Source organism: Amycolatopsis speibonae, assembly GCF_042647925.1.
GTDB classification, from domain to species: Bacteria; Actinomycetota; Actinomycetes; order Mycobacteriales; family Pseudonocardiaceae; genus Amycolatopsis; species Amycolatopsis speibonae.
Map to the genome: position 1 here is coordinate 1 of NZ_JBHRWK010000002.1, position 14,038 is coordinate 14,038.

General features: G+C 68.5%; 15 protein-coding genes and 1 pseudogene. 7 read left to right on the forward strand and 9 right to left on the reverse strand.

All coding sequences use genetic code 11. The annotated features are described in order from the left end of the window. The 3 genes and pseudogenes from ACFOSH_RS00115 to ligD (ACFOSH_RS00125) form a co-directional block, all read right to left on the reverse strand. Window positions 1-139 (reverse strand): annotated as a pseudogene (locus tag ACFOSH_RS00115) (HNH endonuclease signature motif containing protein); the annotation flags it as partial. 201 nt (window positions 140-340) lie between these two features. Then, window positions 341-1,174 carry a hypothetical protein gene (locus ACFOSH_RS00120; RefSeq protein WP_378236488.1) on the reverse strand — a complete coding sequence of 278 codons (834 nt, stop codon included), beginning with the start codon at window positions 1,172-1,174 and terminating at the stop codon, window positions 341-343. A 126-nt stretch (window positions 1,175-1,300) separates the two neighbouring features. Then, window positions 1,301-2,257: a non-homologous end-joining DNA ligase gene (gene ligD / locus ACFOSH_RS00125; protein ID WP_378236489.1), complete on the reverse strand. Its 957-nt coding sequence runs from the start codon at window positions 2,255-2,257 to the stop codon at window positions 1,301-1,303. 46 nt (window positions 2,258-2,303) lie between these two features. Here ligD (ACFOSH_RS00125) and ligD (ACFOSH_RS00130) point away from each other — a divergent pair, with 46 nt between their 5' ends. The 4 genes from ligD (ACFOSH_RS00130) to ACFOSH_RS00145 all read left to right on the forward strand — a co-directional run bounded on the left by ligD (ACFOSH_RS00130) (window position 2,304) and on the right by ACFOSH_RS00145 (window position 6,766). Next, window positions 2,304-3,221, forward strand: a complete 918-nt coding sequence (ligD, locus tag ACFOSH_RS00130) for a non-homologous end-joining DNA ligase (RefSeq protein ID WP_378236490.1) — start codon at window positions 2,304-2,306, stop codon at window positions 3,219-3,221. A gap of 133 nt (window positions 3,222-3,354) precedes the next feature. Continuing rightward, window positions 3,355-3,900, forward strand: a complete 546-nt coding sequence (locus ACFOSH_RS00135) for a MarR family winged helix-turn-helix transcriptional regulator (RefSeq protein ID WP_378236491.1) — start codon at window positions 3,355-3,357, stop codon at window positions 3,898-3,900. Window positions 3,901-3,978: 78 nt separating this feature from the next. Further along, window positions 3,979-5,343, forward strand: a complete 1,365-nt coding sequence (locus ACFOSH_RS00140) for a pyridoxal phosphate-dependent decarboxylase family protein (RefSeq protein ID WP_378236492.1) — start codon at window positions 3,979-3,981, stop codon at window positions 5,341-5,343. 34 nt (window positions 5,344-5,377) lie between these two features. Further along, on the forward strand, window positions 5,378-6,766 hold the full coding sequence (locus ACFOSH_RS00145; RefSeq protein ID WP_378236493.1) for an amino acid permease: 1,389 nt from the start codon (window positions 5,378-5,380) through the stop codon (window positions 6,764-6,766). Here ACFOSH_RS00145 and ACFOSH_RS00150 read toward each other — a convergent pair. Together ACFOSH_RS00150 and ACFOSH_RS00155 are read right to left on the reverse strand one after the other, a co-directional pair. Next, the gene (locus ACFOSH_RS00150) at window positions 6,744-7,862 is read right to left on the reverse strand and encodes an ROK family transcriptional regulator (RefSeq protein WP_378236494.1); all 1,119 of its coding nucleotides are present in this window, start codon (window positions 7,860-7,862) and stop codon (window positions 6,744-6,746) included. The two genes, ACFOSH_RS00145 and ACFOSH_RS00150, sit on opposite strands and share 23 nt — an antisense overlap. 8 nt (window positions 7,863-7,870) lie before the next feature. Further along, complete coding sequence (locus tag ACFOSH_RS00155; RefSeq protein ID WP_378236495.1) at window positions 7,871-8,293, reverse strand: winged helix-turn-helix transcriptional regulator; 423 nt, start codon at window positions 8,291-8,293, stop codon at window positions 7,871-7,873. A gap of 125 nt (window positions 8,294-8,418) precedes the next feature. Here ACFOSH_RS00155 and ACFOSH_RS00160 point away from each other — a divergent pair, with 125 nt between their 5' ends. Next, window positions 8,419-9,831 carry an MFS transporter gene (locus ACFOSH_RS00160; protein ID WP_378236613.1) on the forward strand — a complete coding sequence of 471 codons (1,413 nt, stop codon included), beginning with the start codon at window positions 8,419-8,421 and terminating at the stop codon, window positions 9,829-9,831. Here the strand turns inward: ACFOSH_RS00160 and ACFOSH_RS00165 are convergent. Continuing rightward, on the reverse strand, window positions 9,771-10,235 hold the full coding sequence (locus ACFOSH_RS00165; protein ID WP_378236496.1) for an SRPBCC family protein: 465 nt from the start codon (window positions 10,233-10,235) through the stop codon (window positions 9,771-9,773). The two genes, ACFOSH_RS00160 and ACFOSH_RS00165, sit on opposite strands and share 61 nt — an antisense overlap. A gap of 65 nt (window positions 10,236-10,300) precedes the next feature. Between ACFOSH_RS00165 and ACFOSH_RS00170 the strand changes: the two genes are divergently transcribed. Continuing rightward, the gene (locus ACFOSH_RS00170; protein WP_378236497.1) at window positions 10,301-10,789 is read left to right on the forward strand and encodes a hypothetical protein; all 489 of its coding nucleotides are present in this window, start codon (window positions 10,301-10,303) and stop codon (window positions 10,787-10,789) included. On the opposite strand, the gene ACFOSH_RS00175 is transcribed toward ACFOSH_RS00170, so the two are convergent. From ACFOSH_RS00175 to ACFOSH_RS00185, 3 genes are all read right to left on the reverse strand, one after another. After that, window positions 10,770-11,768: an aliphatic amidase gene (locus ACFOSH_RS00175; protein ID WP_378236498.1), complete on the reverse strand. Its 999-nt coding sequence runs from the start codon at window positions 11,766-11,768 to the stop codon at window positions 10,770-10,772. The genes ACFOSH_RS00170 and ACFOSH_RS00175 overlap by 20 nt on opposite strands. Continuing rightward, on the reverse strand, window positions 11,755-12,378 hold the full coding sequence (locus tag ACFOSH_RS00180) for an AmiS/UreI family transporter (protein ID WP_378236499.1): 624 nt from the start codon (window positions 12,376-12,378) through the stop codon (window positions 11,755-11,757). Before ACFOSH_RS00180 ends, ACFOSH_RS00175 begins: the two co-directional genes overlap by 14 nt. A gap of 83 nt (window positions 12,379-12,461) precedes the next feature. Continuing rightward, the gene (locus ACFOSH_RS00185) at window positions 12,462-13,538 is read right to left on the reverse strand and encodes a substrate-binding domain-containing protein (protein WP_378236500.1); all 1,077 of its coding nucleotides are present in this window, start codon (window positions 13,536-13,538) and stop codon (window positions 12,462-12,464) included. An 87-nt stretch (window positions 13,539-13,625) separates the two neighbouring features. Here ACFOSH_RS00185 and ACFOSH_RS00190 point away from each other — a divergent pair, with 87 nt between their 5' ends. Continuing rightward, window positions 13,626-14,036, forward strand: coding sequence for a MarR family winged helix-turn-helix transcriptional regulator (locus tag ACFOSH_RS00190; protein WP_378236501.1), 411 nt, complete (start codon window positions 13,626-13,628; stop codon window positions 14,034-14,036). The last annotated feature ends 2 nt before the right edge of the window (window positions 14,037-14,038 follow it).

Genomic DNA, 14,038 nt, shown 5'->3' on the forward strand with positions numbered 1-14,038 from the left:
TTTCGGCGAGGATCGCGTTCTGCTCGGCATCCAACTGACGCTTGAGGACTTCCAACTCTTGCTTGCGGGCATGCAACATCGCCGTATCGACACGCCACCACTCGGTGGGTGTCGTCGGGGATGTGCTGTCGATGGCCACGAGATCAACATTACCCGCAGTCGAACAAATGTTCTATCACACGTTTATGTAACACCCACAAGTATGACGCCGTTAGGTAGTGGCAATTAGTAGACGAAATGCGAGGTTCAAACGGAAAGACCGCGGTGACACCCGCAAAGGGCGTCACCGCGGTCTTTCCGTTTGAACCTCAAGCGGCAGGAACTTCAGACAGCAGGAACTTCAAGCGGCCGCGCGGTGGATGACGATGTCGTCGAGCCGAGTGCGCGCGTAAACCTTGACCCCGCCCGCAGCACCGTCAGCAACCCCGCCCGCAGCGAAGGAGTTGCGCACCGAACCCTTCTTGCTCTCGGCGTCCACCGAGGCGCTGTCTCCGCCGATGCCGACCTCGATGCCTCCGGACGCGTTCACCAGTTCGGCCGCACCGTGCGACAGTCGTCCGACGCGGATCGGGCAGTTGGCCGCCTTCGCGATGACGTCGCCGTCGGCGCGGTCGATGTCGAAGCTCCCGCTCGAACCGGCGAGGTCGACGCCGGACCGGGCGTGCCCGATCCAGATCTTCCCGGTCGCGCCCACGTACTTGACCGAGCCTTCGGCCTCGCCGATCCGCATGCCCGCCGTGCCGCCTTCGACGGTCACGGTCCCGGCGACATGCCCGATCGTGACCTCGCCCGCCGCCAGGTTGCCCCGCACCGCCGCGACCCGGTCGACCTTGATCCGGCCGGACGACACCTCCAGCTCGCAGTCGCCGAACTGGCCTTCGGCGAGCACATCCGACCAGGCCGTGTTCAGGACCAGCTTGGAACCGGTGGGCACCTCGATCGTGATCGCGACCGAACCGTTCTTGCCGCCCGCCTTCTTCGTCTCGATCGAGAGCTCTCCGCCGGCGAAATCGACCTTCGTGTTCTCGGCGACCTTCACGTCCGACTTGCTCGTGCTGTCGATCGGCTCGACCAGGACCACCGTGTCCGAACGGTCGCTCGCGGCGACGCGGACCCAGGCACCCGCGGTGGTCAGGGTGGTGGTGATCGGCGAAGTCGTGGTGAAAACAGACATGGTGGGAACTCCCTCGGCGGTGGTGATCTCGTGTTGTTGAAGCAACCATCGCCGACCGTCCTGACACCGGGCTGCCACGGCGCTGACACGCCGCGGGACCCCGAGTCAGGCAGACGTGCGCCGCTGTCACGGCAGCACGACGTCCTCGGGGGTCTTGTCCGCGCGCAGTCCCCGCCAAGTCGTGTGCCGCAACCGGCCGTCCGGGGTCCAGTTGCGGTGCACGACCTCCCCGACGAGATCCGGCGTCACCCACCGCACCCGCCGCGCCCGATCACGCGGGACCTCCGAAGCGAAGGGCGGTGTCTTCCGTTCCAGCGGGGTGAGCCGGGCGTGCAGGTCGTCGAGGACCTTGTCGCTGAACCCGGTCCCGACATCGCCGACGTACCGTAGGTCACCGGCCTCGTCGTGCGCGCCGAGCAGCAGCGCGCCGAGTGTCCCCGAGCGCCGTCCCTCGCCGGGCCGCCAGCCGCCGATCACGACTTCCTGGGTGTGCCACAGCGCCCGTTTGATCCACTGCCGTGTCCGTTTGCCGGGGTGGTACCGGCTGTCGAGCTTCTTCGCGATCAGCCCTTCGAGACCGTGCTGCCGGACCACTTCGAGCAGCTGATCGGGCGAGATGTCGTCGTCGGTGTAACCCGGCGGGATGACGATGCGGCCGCCGGCCTCCAGGGAGGTCAGCAGCTCACGACGGGCGGAGTAAGGCTCGTCCAGCAGGAGGTCGCCGTCGAGAAGCAGCACGTCGAAGGCGAAGAAGTGCACCGGGCTGCGCTCCAGCAGCGACGCGTCGGGCGTGCGCAGGTGCCGGGTCTGCAGCAGCGGGAAGCTCGGCCGCCCCTGGTCGTCGAGGACGACGATCTCGCCGTCGAGGACGGCTTCGCGGCCGCTGAGCGCTTCGGCGGTCACGTCCGGGTACGTCGCCGTGATGTCGAGGCCGCGCCGGCTGGTCAGGCGCGTCTCGCCGTCGCGCGCGACTCGCAGGCAGCAGCGGTAGCCGTCCCATTTGTATTCGTACCCCCACCCGCCGGTGGGTAGGTCACCGTCGGTCGCCAGCATCGGGGCGATCGCGTCCGGCACGGTGCTCATGGCTCACGGTACCCCGGAAACCCCGCCGGTGATCTATCGTCGAAGGGTGCCTGAAGAGCGGATAACGGTCGAGGTCGAGGGACGGCGGCTGGGGCTGTCCAATCTGGACAAGGTGCTCTACCCGGCGCACGGTTTCACCAAACGCGAGGTCCTCGACTACTACCGCCGGGTCGCCCCTGCCATGCTCCCTCATCTGCGCGACCGCGCCGCCACGTTCCGCCGGTTCCCGGACGGCGTCGACGGCGAACCGTTCTACGAGAAGAACGTTTCCCGGCACGCGCCCGACTGGGTGCGCACCGCGCGGCTCACGAACCGGGGCCGCCGGGGCGGGGAGGAGACGCTCGACTACCCGGTGGTCGGCGATCTCCCCACGCTGATGTGGGCGGCCAATCTCGCCGCGCTGGAACTGCACGTTCCACAATGGACAGTTGGACCGCGTGGCGCGCGGAAGTCGCCCGATCTGCTGGTGTTCGACCTCGACCCCGGCCCGCCCGCGGACGTCGTCGAGTGCTGCCGGGTCGCCGAGACGCTCGGCGACCTGCTCACCGGAGACGGCCTGACGGTATACGCGAAGACCAGTGGCAACAAGGGAATGCAGCTGTACTGCCCGGTGCGCACCCGATCAGACGAACGCACCTCCGAGTACGCCAAGGCGGTCGCGGAGGAACTCGCGCGCCGGTCACCGGAAACCGTGGTCGCCCGGATGACGAAGGCGATCCGCCGCGGCCGCGTGTTCATCGACTGGAGCCAGAACAACACCGCCAAGACCACCATCGCGCCCTACTCCCTGCGCGGCCGCGCCGTCCCGACCGTGTCCACCCCGGTGACCTGGGAGGAGGTCGAGGCCTGCCGTAAGGCCGCCGACCTGCTGTTCACCGCCGGGCAGGTGATCGAGCGCGTCGAGGAGATGGGCGATCTGTTCGGCGACATCGCCGAGCACCGCGCCGCCGTTCCCACTCGGTGAGGCGCGAATTTGTCCGAAACAGGACAGTCGCCCCGAAAGACCACTGTGGACTCCCACCCGTTCCGCATACGATCGGCGGATCGGGCGCGCGGGGGTGCGCGCCCACCGTACTGGCGCCGCGGGGCCGGTGAGGATGTGGCTGTTGACCGGGTATCACACGCTGGCCGAGACCGAGAACGCCGTGCGGGCCAAACTGGGCGGGATCCCGCTGCTCTGGGAGCGGATGGAGGCGGTGGCCAACCTCCACCGCGCCGCCACGGCGGTACGGCTGCACTTCGAGAACTCGGTCCTGCGCACCGCCGGCCTCACCTGGACCGCGTTCGTGGTGCTCTGGGTGGTGTGGATCTTCGGTGAGAAGGAGACCAGGCACGTCGCCGCGGAGTCCGGGATCACCAAGGGGACGCTGACCGGGGTGATGAAGACCTTGGAGGCCCACGGCCTGGTCACCCGGCGCAAACACCCCGTCGACGGGCGGCTCGTGCTGCTCGCGCTGACCCCGGAGGGGGAGCGGCTGATGCGGGAGCTCTTCCCGGAGTTCAACCAGGAAGAAGCGTTCGTCACCGACAGGCTCAGCCCGGCGGAGTGCACCGATCTGGCCGTTTCGCTGCGGGAGATCGTCAAGCAACTGGAGGAGAAGGGCGAGGAGCGGCGCCAGGCGGCTATAGCCCGGGAGAGCTGACCCCTACCGAAGACGGTTGCGCGAGACCTCCGGCGACTCCTACGTTTTTTGGAGCCGAACGATCGAAGGGCGCGCTTGATGGACTTCCGGTACTGGCTCGGTCAGGCGTTGACGTCGAACGAGGCGTGGGCGGAGACGTTCACCCCCGTGCGGCCGCATCCGTCGTTGGAGATCCCCGACGGCCGGTTCGAGACCGCGTTCGAGGAGCTCACCGAGCGGCTGAAGGACAATTACCCGTTCTTCCACCCGTCCTACGCGGGCCAGATGCTCAAACCGCCGCATCCGGCCGCGGTGGTCGGCTATCTGACCGCGATGCTGGTCAACCCCAACAACCACGCGCTCGACGGCGGGCCCGCGACGGCCGAGATGGAACGCGAGGTGGTCCGGCAGCTGGCCACGATGTTCGGCTACACGGAGCATCTGGGGCATCTGACCACCAGTGGCACGGTGGCGAACCTCGAGGCGCTGTTCGTCGCGCGGGAAACGCATCCGGGCAAGGGGATCGCGTACAGCGCCGAGGCGCACTACACGCATGGCCGGATGTGCGGGGTGCTCGGCGTCGAGGGGCATACGGTGCCTGTCGACGCCCGCGGCGCGATGGACCTCGACGCGCTCGAAGAGCTGCTGCGCACCGGGAAGATCGGCACCGTGGTGCTCACCGCGGGTACGACCGCGCTCGGCACGGTCGAACCGGTCCACGAGGCCATGGCGCTGCGTGAACGCTACGGCGTCCGGGTGCACGTCGACGCCGCCTACGGTGGTTTCTTCCGGCTTCTGTCCGGTTTGGACGGTCCGGAAGGGCTGCCCGAGGCGCCGTGGCTCGCCATCGCCGAGGCCGATTCGATCGTCATCGACCCGCACAAGCACGGCCTCCAGCCCTACGGCTGCGGCGCGGTGCTGTTCAAGGATCCCGGGGCGGGCCGGTTCTACCTGCACGATTCGCCGTACACCTACTTCACCTCGGAAGATCTGCACCTCGGCGAGATCAGTCTCGAATGCTCCCGGGCGGGCGCGGCCGCCGCCGCGTTGTGGCTCACCTTCCAGGTGCTGCCGCCCACTCCCGACGGGCTGGGCCGGGTGCTCGCGGCCGGGCGGCGCGCGGCGTTGCGGTGGGCGAAGTTGCTGGAGGACTCCGAGCGGTTCGACCTGTACCAGTCACCGGAACTCGACATCGTCACCTACTTCCCCCGCACGGAACCGCTTTCGCTGTCGAAGATCGACGAGACGAGCGCGCGGATCATGCGCGTCGGCATGGCCGCGGCGAAGGATCCGGTGTTCCTCAGCACGCTCCGGGTGAGCGGGCCACAGTTCGGCCTGCGTCACACCGGTGTCGACGCGGATGCGGACGGCGCGAGGATCCTGCGTAGCGTGCTGATGAAGCCCGAAAGCGAGGACCACGTCGACCGGCTCCACGAACGGCTGGAAGAGTTGTCCCGCGGTTGAGCACCGCGTACCGCCGCAGACGAATGGATCCACCATGCCCGCACCAGGTCCCGCCGAACCCGTGACCGCGACCGAGACCCGGTCGCTCGGCACCGGTTTCCGGCGGCGGCACGTCACCATGCTGGCCATCAGCGGCGCGATCGGCGCCGGGCTGTTCGTCGGCACCGGCGCGGGGATCAAGACCGGCGGCCCCGGCATCCTGCTGTCCTATGTGGTCGCGGGCCTGCTCATGGTGCTGGTCATGCGCATGCTGGGCGAGATGGCGGCGGCCGAGCCGAGCAGCGGATCGTTCTCGGTGTACGCGGAGAAGGCGCTCGGGCGCTGGGCCGGGTTCACCGTCGGCTGGCTGTACTGGTCGCTGCTGGTGGTCGTGGTGGCCGCCGAGGCGACCGCGGCGGCGGGGATCGCGAGCGGGCTGCTGCCCACGATTCCACAGTGGACCTGGGTGCTGCTGTTCATGGCGGTGCTGACCGTGGTGAATCTGTTCGCCGTGCGCTCGTTCGGGGAGTTCGAGTTCTGGTTCGGCGCGATCAAGGTGACCGCCGTGGTCGGGTTCCTCGTGCTCGGCACGCTGGCCGTGTTCGGGATCCTGCCGGGGACGACGCCGGTCGGGCTGGACAATCTCACCGGGCACGGCGGGTTCCTGCCCAACGGTCTCCAAGGAGTGCTGACCGGTCTGCTCGCGGTCGCGTTCTCCTTCGGTGGCATGGAGCTGGTCACCATCGCCGCGGCGGAGTCCGAAGACCCGGCGGGTTCGATCCGCCGCACCACGCGCACGGTCATCGTGCGGCTGCTGCTGTTCTACATCGGCTCCGTGGCGCTGATGGTGCTGTTGCTGCCGTGGGAGTCCGCTTCGGCCAACACCAGCCCGTTCGTCACCATCCTGGAGCAGATCGGGGTGCCGTCGGCGGCGCTGCTGATGAGCTTCGTCGTGCTGACCTCGCTGCTCTCGGCGCTGAACGCGAACCTCTACGGCGCTTCGCGGATGGTGTACTCCTTGGCCGAGCGCGGTGAAGCGCCGCGCGCGATGCTGAAACTGTCCGGAACGGGTGTCCCCCGGACGGCGGTGCTGTCGTCGGTCGCCTTCGGTTTCGTGGCCGTGCTGCTGAACTTCCTCGCCCCCGAACACGTGCTGCCGTTCCTGCTCAACGCCATCGGGGCGAACATCCTGCTGGTCTGGATCTTCGTCGCGCTCTCCCAGTTGCGGCTGAGGAAAAGGGCGGAAGCCGACGGCACGGCCGCCGATCTGCCGGTGCGGATGTGGGGCTTCCCTTGGCTCAGCTGGGTCGCCCTGATCGCGATGGCGGGCGTCCTCGTTCTCATGTGGACGGACGCCGACGCGCGGGCGCAGCTGTTCACCAGTGGCGCGGTGGCCGTGCTGATCGTGGTGATCGGCCTGCTCAGGCGACGTCCGCGACGCTGAACAGTTCGCGCTCCACGCGGCTCAGCGCCAGCCGGACAGCGCCGAGCGCCACCGCGTCGTCGCCGAGTGTCGACGTCTCGACGCGCACCGGGAACAGGCACAGCCGGGCGAGTTCGGCGCGCAGCGGCGTCGTCAGCAGGTCCCCGGCCTGCGCGAGCCCGCCGCCGATGACGACCAGTCGCGGGTCGACGGCGAGCACGGTCGCGGCGACGCCGACGCACAGATCCGTCACGAAGGCGGCCACGATCGCCTCGGCCTCCGGATCGCCGCCGCGCAGGGCCTCGAAGACCCGTCTGGTGGCTTTGACGGATCCGGAGCCGTCGCCGAACGCGAGGAACCTGTCGAGCGCCGTGTACCAGCCGACCTGCCGCAGGGCGCCGATCTCGCCCGCCGCGCCGTGGTGGCCGGCGTGCAGCTTCCCGCCGAGCAGCAAGCCCAGCGAAACGGTCCGCCCGGCCTGCACGTAGACGACGTCGTCGACACCGTGCGCGATCCCGCGCCAGTGTTCGGCCAGCGTCGCGAGCTTGGTGTCGTTCCCCGCGAGCACCGGGCAGCCGCCGCCGAACTCCGCGGGCAGGTCGAGGCCGGTCCAGCCGGGAAGGCGATCGTTGCGGACGACCTTGCCACCGGACACCACACCGGTGGTGCCGATGCCGAGCACCCGCACGTTCGCGTGGCCTTCGACAGCGGTGCCGAGTACCCGGCGCGCGGTGCCGAGCCGGTCGGCCGCGTCCATTTCCGGGGTGAGCCCGGCCTTCGCCCGTCCGACGACCTCGCCCCGCAGGTCGGCGACCAGGCACAACGTCTGATGCGGGCTGATTTCAAGCCCGGCGACGTGTCCGGACTCGGGGCGGAAGCGGTAGCGCTTCGCGGGCCTGCCCACCGGGCGCGGCGCGCCGGGGGAGAGCGGGACCTCCTCGACCAGACCCTGTCCGCCCAGGTCGGCGGCGATCTCCTCGACTGTCGGCCGGGAGACCTCGCTCGCTTTGACCAGTTCCGAGAGGGTGAGTTCTTCTGCCGCGTACAGCGCTCGCAGGACGGCGGCGGCGTTCAGTCGCCGCAACAGTGACGGATCCCCTCCGGACAGTCTGGCCATGCGACTCCCTAGGCGGTGACGCGTTTGTCGTACTGGTCGCGGGCGACGGCGATCTCGCTCTGGTGCTCCTCGGTCCAGCTGACCAGTGACTGGATGGTCTGGTGCAGCGTGATGCCCAGCGGGGTCAGCGCGTAGTCCACACGGGGCGGCACGACCGGATAGACGGTCCGGGTCACGAGCCCGTCGCGTTCGAGGTGACGCAGCGTGGTGGTGAGCATGCGCTGGCTGATGCCGTCGATCTTGTACTTCAGCTCGGTGAACCGGAGGGTGTTCCGGTCGAGGAGCGCGATCACCAGCAGCGACCACTTGTCCGCCACCCGGTCCAGGATCTGGCGGACCTCGCAGTCCTCCCGGGTGTCCCACTGGAAGGCCTCGTAGTCCTCCTCGGTGAGTTCACAACGACTGGGTGAGTTCAAAGTGCCTTCTTCCATGGTCACCGATAGTGTCGGAAGATCTCCTTGGTTACAAGAGGGAACCGACCGGCAGACGAGTAACCGTCGGTCCCTTGTCCACTGAGGGAGAACTGATCTTGACTACAACACGTGCCGCGGACCGGATGAGCGGACGTGCCTGGGGTGTGCTCCTGGTGCTGTGCGGCGCCATCTTCCTGGAGGGCATCGACGTCGCGATGTTGAACGTCGCGTTGCCGTCCATCCGGGCCGAGCTCGGCCTTTCGACCGCGACGCTGAGCGGCGTGGTGAGTGCCTACGTCCTCGGTTACGGCGGGTTCATGCTGCTGGGCGGGCGCGCCGCGGACATGTACGGCCGCCGCCGCATGTTCGTCACCTGGCTGGTGGTGTTCCTCGTCTTCTCCGGGCTGGGCGGGTTCGCCACCGAGGGCTGGATGCTGCTGCTCGCCCGGTTCGTCACCGGCGTCGCCGCGGCCTTCATGACCCCGGCCGGTCTGTCGATCATCACCACGAGCTTCGAGGAGGGCCCGAAACGCAACAAAGCCCTGTTGTTCTACGCCGGCACCGGGGCGGGCGGATTTTCGCTCGGCCTGGTCATCGGCGGGCTGCTGACCAGGGTCGACTGGCGCTGGGTGTTCTTCACGCCGGTGTTCCTGTCCGCCGTCATCCTGCTCGCCGCGCTCTGGCTCATCAAGGAACCCGCGAATCAGGAACGTGTCCGGCGGCGCGCGGACTTCGCCGGAGCGGTCACCGTGACCGCGGCGATGCTGCTGATCGCCTACGCGGTGGTCCGGCTGGAACACCCCGGGCAGGGCTGGGGCTGGACTGTCGCGTCCTTCGCCGGGGGAGTGGCGGCCCTGGCGGCCTTCGTGGCCATCGAACGCCGGTCGTCCGCGCCGCTGGTCCGGCTGGGCATCCTGCGGTCGGGTCCGCTGGTGCGGGCGAACGTCAGCGCATTGCTCTTCGCGGGTTCGTTCTTCGGGTTCCAGTTCCTCGTCACGCTGTACCTGCAGGAGCTCCGGGGCTGGTCGACGGTGGAGACGAGCCTGGCGTTGCTGGCCGTCGGGATCGACGCGATCCTCGCGCCGACGCTGACCCCGCGGCTCGTGGCGAAGTTCGGCAACACGCGGCTGATCTTCGGCGGCTTCGTGCTCGCCGCCGTGGCGTACGCGCTCTTCCTGCCGCTGGACCTGGACTGGACATACGCGGCGATGTTCCCGTCGATGATCATCCTGGGCCTCGGGTTCGCCCTCGCCTACGGCCCGCTGACGATCGTCGCCACCGACGGGATCGCCGAAGACGAGCAGGGGCTGGCGGGTGGCCTGCTGTACACGGCCTTCCAGTTCGGTGCGGCGCTCGGGCTGTCCGCGGTGACCGCCGTCAACGTCGCCGCGCTCGGTGACGGTTCGCCGCGGGCCGCGCTGGGCGGCTTCCGGGCGGCGCTGGTCGTGCCGCTGGTGATGGCCGTCCTCGCCGCGATCGTCATCGCGTCCGGCCGTCAGCGCGTTTCGGTGAAGGAAGCCAGATTCGCCAAGGAGGAGGCGATTCCGGCCTCGTGATCCGCCTGGCCGATGCCGGTCGGCACGTCCGTCGCGGTGACGGTCACTTCGGTGCCGTCACCCGCGGTGGCGAGCTGCCAGGTCATCGTCATGGTGCCCGCGAACGACGGGTCTTCGGACTCGAAGACGGCCGTTTGCACCACGCGTTCCGGCGGCACCAGGTCGGCGAACCCGACTTCGACGACGTCCGTCGCGTCCGACGATTTGCCGGGCGCGGCGGACGCGTCGAGGTAGGTGAGGGTCATCCGGAAGCCGCCACCGGGCCGCGGATCCCAGTGTTCGACGCGGCCGCGCATGCCTTCGGGCGGCAACCAGGCTTCGAGGGATTCCCGGTCGAGGAGGGCTTTGTAGACGGCCGCGGGCGGTGCGGCGATCACCCTGCTGCCGCTGTCGATCCTGTCCATCGTCCCGAGTCTAGGGCGGATAGGCTGAGCACCGCGGGATCACGGACGTCGGTGGTCCGGGAGGGGTGATCCACATCGAGTACGTCGTCGCCTGGTCCGCCTTCCTCGGCGGCTGGCTCCTCGTCGCCGGGCCCATGTACCAGGGCGCGCTGGAACTGCGCGAGGAGAGCGAGCGGTTCGAAGACCTGCGTTCGGTCCAGACTCGCCGTCCTACCGGCGGCACCCCCACGTCGCGCTGGTGGTGGCTGGTGCCGCCGGTGGCCGTCATCAAGGAACGGCGCCGCCGGAAGAAGGTTCAGCGCGAGTTCCTGCAGACGCTCACGGCAGGTCAGCGGCGCACCATGGCCACTTTCGCCAACAAGGCCAAAGGCTGGTTCATCGTGTGCGCGGGTGCCTTTTTCATCGCCCTCAAGGAAACCTGGCACCTGACCCATCTGTACCACTGGCCTTTGTGGACCTATTTCGCGATGGTGCTCGTCCCGCTGGTGCTGAGCTTCGTCCACACCTCACGCGGTGTCCGGCTCACCGTCCTCATCATGGGGTCGGAGGAGTGATGGTGTCGCGGGTGATCGACTCCACCTTCTCCTGCGCCTTCTTGGCGTCGGTGACCCAGAGCTTGTAGAAGTCGAACGGGCAGTCCGCGACACCCTTGTCGCCCTCGTCCGCGTCCTGCACGCCGGTGTAACCGCGGTGCAGCAGCTTGAAGATGTGGTTCTGCGACTGGTCGTAGGTCCGCGCGTCGCGGATCGCCGACACCGAAAGCTGCGCGTACTGGATCCCGTATTCCTCTTCGCCGGTCTCGCCGAGCGTGCGGCCGTCGAAGCCGATGATCGCGGAGTGGCCGAAGTACGAGTAGACGCCGTCGAAACCGGCGGCGTTCGCCACGGCCACGTAACAGTTGTTGGCCCACGCCATCGCCTTGGCCATCAGCACCTGCTGTTCCTTGGCCGGGTACATGTAACCCTGGCAGCGCACGATCAGTTCGGCGCCCTTCATCGCGCAGTCACGCCAGATCTCCGGGTAGTTCCCGTCGTCGCAGATGATCAGCGAGATCTTCATGCCCTTGGGGCCGTCGCTGACGTAGGTCTCCTCGCCGGGGTACCAGCCTTCGATCGGGCACCACGGCAGGATCTTGCGGTACTTCTGGACGATCTCGCCCTGATCGTTGATGAGCACGAGGGTGTTGTACGGCGGCTTGTTCGGGTGGTCTTCGTGGCGCTCGCCGGTGATGGAGAAAACGCCCCAGGTCTGCGCTTCCCGGCACGCGGCGGCGAAGATCTCGGTTTCCTCGCCGGGGATGCTCGCCGCGGTCTCGTACATTTCCTTGGGGTCGTACATGATGCCCTGCGTCGAGTACTCCGGGAAGATCACCAGGTCCATGCCGGGCAGCCCGGACTTCATGCCCACCACCATTTCGGCGATCTTGCGGGCGTTGTCGAGGACTTCGGCCTTGGTGTGCAGCCGCGGCATCTTGTAGTTGACCACCGCGACGCCGACCGTGTCCGGGCTGGCGGAAATGTCACCGTGTCGCATGAAGACTCCTTTTCTCGGAACGGTTTTTCAGGACGTCGAGGGAACCGGCGGCGGCGACCAGCGCCACCGCGATCGCGGCCGCCGGCAACGCCGTCCCGGCGTCACTGCGGTAGGCGCCGGTCAGGCCGAGGAAGGCGGGCACCGTGCAGGTCGGCTGGCTGAGCAACAGGACGGTCCAGCCGGTGAACCGCGTCAGCCGCTCCTTGCCGAGACCGAGCACGAGGAAGAACAACGTCCACAACAGCGCCCAGGACAGCCAGATGACGCCGAACACCGGGTCGTTGTCGTGCCAGAACGCGATTCCCGCGTACACCACGGCGGCGCCCGCCACGAAGAGCGAGAACCAGCCGAGGCCTTCGGGTGCCAGGCCGGCGAGGTTCGCGATGCCGACGTACAGGTAGGTGAAACCGAACAGGTACAGGCCGGATGCGGCGAGGATCGCGTCCTGGTTCCCGTCCGCCTGCAGGATCAGCACGGTCGGGGTGACGCACTGGAGTGCGCCGACGAACAGGTTCAGCACCGCCGCCGAGCGCGGCGGTATCCGGCCGAGCAACATCAGGCCGTTGATCATCAAGGCGGCGCCGACGTAGAGAAGGCCCACGTTGCCCATGCTCACCTCCGCGTAACGTGCATCACGTGGAATAATTTCAAATGAAAGTATGTGGTGCGCCGGAGCGAGTCAAGAGGAGGAGTTCAGAGCCGGGTGAGGACTTCGAAGTCGTAGCCGTCGGCGACCGCGAGATGGACGTGCTGGTCGGCCTGCTGCCCGCGGAACTCGATCGTGCCGCGCGGGCCGTGGTAGGCGACGCCGTCGATCGCCGCGTTGAGCGCGCGCAGCTCCGGCGTCCCCGCGCGGCGGACGAGTTCCGCCAGCGTGTGCAGTCCCTCGTAACAGGATTCGGCCGCGTTGTTCAAGGCCGGGGCGCCGGGACCGTTGCGGTCGACGTAGCGGCCGAGCAGGTCCATCGCGTCGGCGGTGACCATGGACCGGAAGTAGGCGGCGGAGACGTAGAGGTTGCCGGTGGCGTTCGCGCCGCTCGCGAGGAGCATGTTCTCCTCCATCAGCGGACTGAAGCGGATCAGCCGGTCGCTGAGTCCTCGCGCGGCGAAGGCCCGGTTGAAGCGCACCGCGTCCTGTCCGACCAGCAACATGAGCACACCGTCGCTGGTGGACTGTTCGACCGAACGGACCACTGTGGACATATCGCCCTCGCCGAGTCCGACGAACGCCTCGCCGGTGATGCGCAGGCCGAGTTCCTTCGCGTACTGCCGGATCGCCCGCGCCGACCGGTGCGGCCAGACGTAGTCGTCGCCGACGACGAACCAGCGCCGGGCGCCGAGCTGGTCACGCAGCCAGCGCAATGCCGGTTCGATCTGGCATCGCGGCGTCTCGCCCGTGCAGAAGATGCCCGAACGGCGCTCGCCGCCTTCGTAGAGCGAGGTGTACACGTACGGCAGCCTGTCGGCCACGACCGGCGCGAGCGCGTGCCGGACCGACGAGATGTGCCAGCCGCTCACCGCGTCGACCCGCCCGCTGTCCACGAGGCGCCGCAGGTCTTCGGCCACCTGCCCGGGACTGCCGCCGCCGTCGACCACCTCGGCCTCGACCTGCCTGCCGAGGATGCCGCCGGATTCGTTGAGCTCGTGGACGGCCAGCTCGGTGATCGCCTCGCAGGACGGGCCGAACAGCCCGGCGGGCCCCTGCAACGGGACCACCATGGCGACCCGCCAGGTGTCGTCGCGGGGCCGCGTGGCGAGGCGTAGGGGCATGGCGCTCCGTGCGGTGGCCCGGTAAGGTCAAAGTGCTTCCACCTGGAAGTATTGCGAGGGTGTCCGGTTTTGGCAAGGGGACGGGATATGGGGACACGCGGCGTCGCGACCGCCGGAATGTCGATCACCGGCTCGCTCACCCGCGCCGCGAGGTCCGTCGCCGCCAGGGTCGAGCAGGTGCTCGCCAAGGAAGGTCTCACCCTGGACCAGTGGCTGGTGCTGGACGCGCTGAGCGGCAAGGGCGGCCTCGCCATGGCCGACCTCGCCGACCGGACGCTGGCCACCGCCCCGACCCTGACCAGGGTGGTCGACAAACTGGTGACCACCGCGCAGGCGTACCGCGAGGTCGACGCCGCGGACAGGCGCCGGGTGCTCGTCCACCTCAGTGCCCGCGGCCGCGCGACGTACCGGCGCGTGGCCGCGAAGGTGTCCGAGGTCGAAGCCGGTCTCGACGTGCCGGAGGAACTGCTCGTGGCGTTGCGGGGTCTCGGCGACTGAAG

Excerpts from the sequence above, each read along its gene's own strand:
- ACFOSH_RS00155 (WP_378236495.1), bottom strand. The coding sequence starts at position 8,293 with ATGGAAGAAGGCACTTTGAACTCACCCAGTCGTTGTGAACTCACCGAG.
- ACFOSH_RS00160 (WP_378236613.1), top strand. The coding sequence starts at position 8,419 with ATGAGCGGACGTGCCTGGGGTGTGCTCCTGGTGCTGTGCGGCGCCATC.
- ACFOSH_RS00180 (WP_378236499.1), bottom strand. The coding sequence starts at position 12,378 with ATGGGCAACGTGGGCCTTCTCTACGTCGGCGCCGCCTTGATGATCAAC.
- ACFOSH_RS00135 (WP_378236491.1), top strand. The coding sequence starts at position 3,355 with ATGTGGCTGTTGACCGGGTATCACACGCTGGCCGAGACCGAGAACGCC.
- ligD (WP_378236489.1), bottom strand. The coding sequence starts at position 2,257 with ATGAGCACCGTGCCGGACGCGATCGCCCCGATGCTGGCGACCGACGGT.
- ACFOSH_RS00120 (WP_378236488.1), bottom strand. The coding sequence starts at position 1,174 with ATGTCTGTTTTCACCACGACTTCGCCGATCACCACCACCCTGACCACC.
- ACFOSH_RS00185 (WP_378236500.1), bottom strand. The coding sequence starts at position 13,538 with ATGCCCCTACGCCTCGCCACGCGGCCCCGCGACGACACCTGGCGGGTC.
- ACFOSH_RS00140 (WP_378236492.1), top strand. The coding sequence starts at position 3,979 with ATGGACTTCCGGTACTGGCTCGGTCAGGCGTTGACGTCGAACGAGGCG.
- ACFOSH_RS00190 (WP_378236501.1), top strand. The coding sequence starts at position 13,626 with ATGGGGACACGCGGCGTCGCGACCGCCGGAATGTCGATCACCGGCTCG.
- ACFOSH_RS00145 (WP_378236493.1), top strand. The coding sequence starts at position 5,378 with ATGCCCGCACCAGGTCCCGCCGAACCCGTGACCGCGACCGAGACCCGG.
- ACFOSH_RS00175 (WP_378236498.1), bottom strand. The coding sequence starts at position 11,768 with ATGCGACACGGTGACATTTCCGCCAGCCCGGACACGGTCGGCGTCGCG.
- ACFOSH_RS00165 (WP_378236496.1), bottom strand. The coding sequence starts at position 10,235 with ATGGACAGGATCGACAGCGGCAGCAGGGTGATCGCCGCACCGCCCGCG.
- ACFOSH_RS00150 (WP_378236494.1), bottom strand. The coding sequence starts at position 7,862 with ATGGCCAGACTGTCCGGAGGGGATCCGTCACTGTTGCGGCGACTGAAC.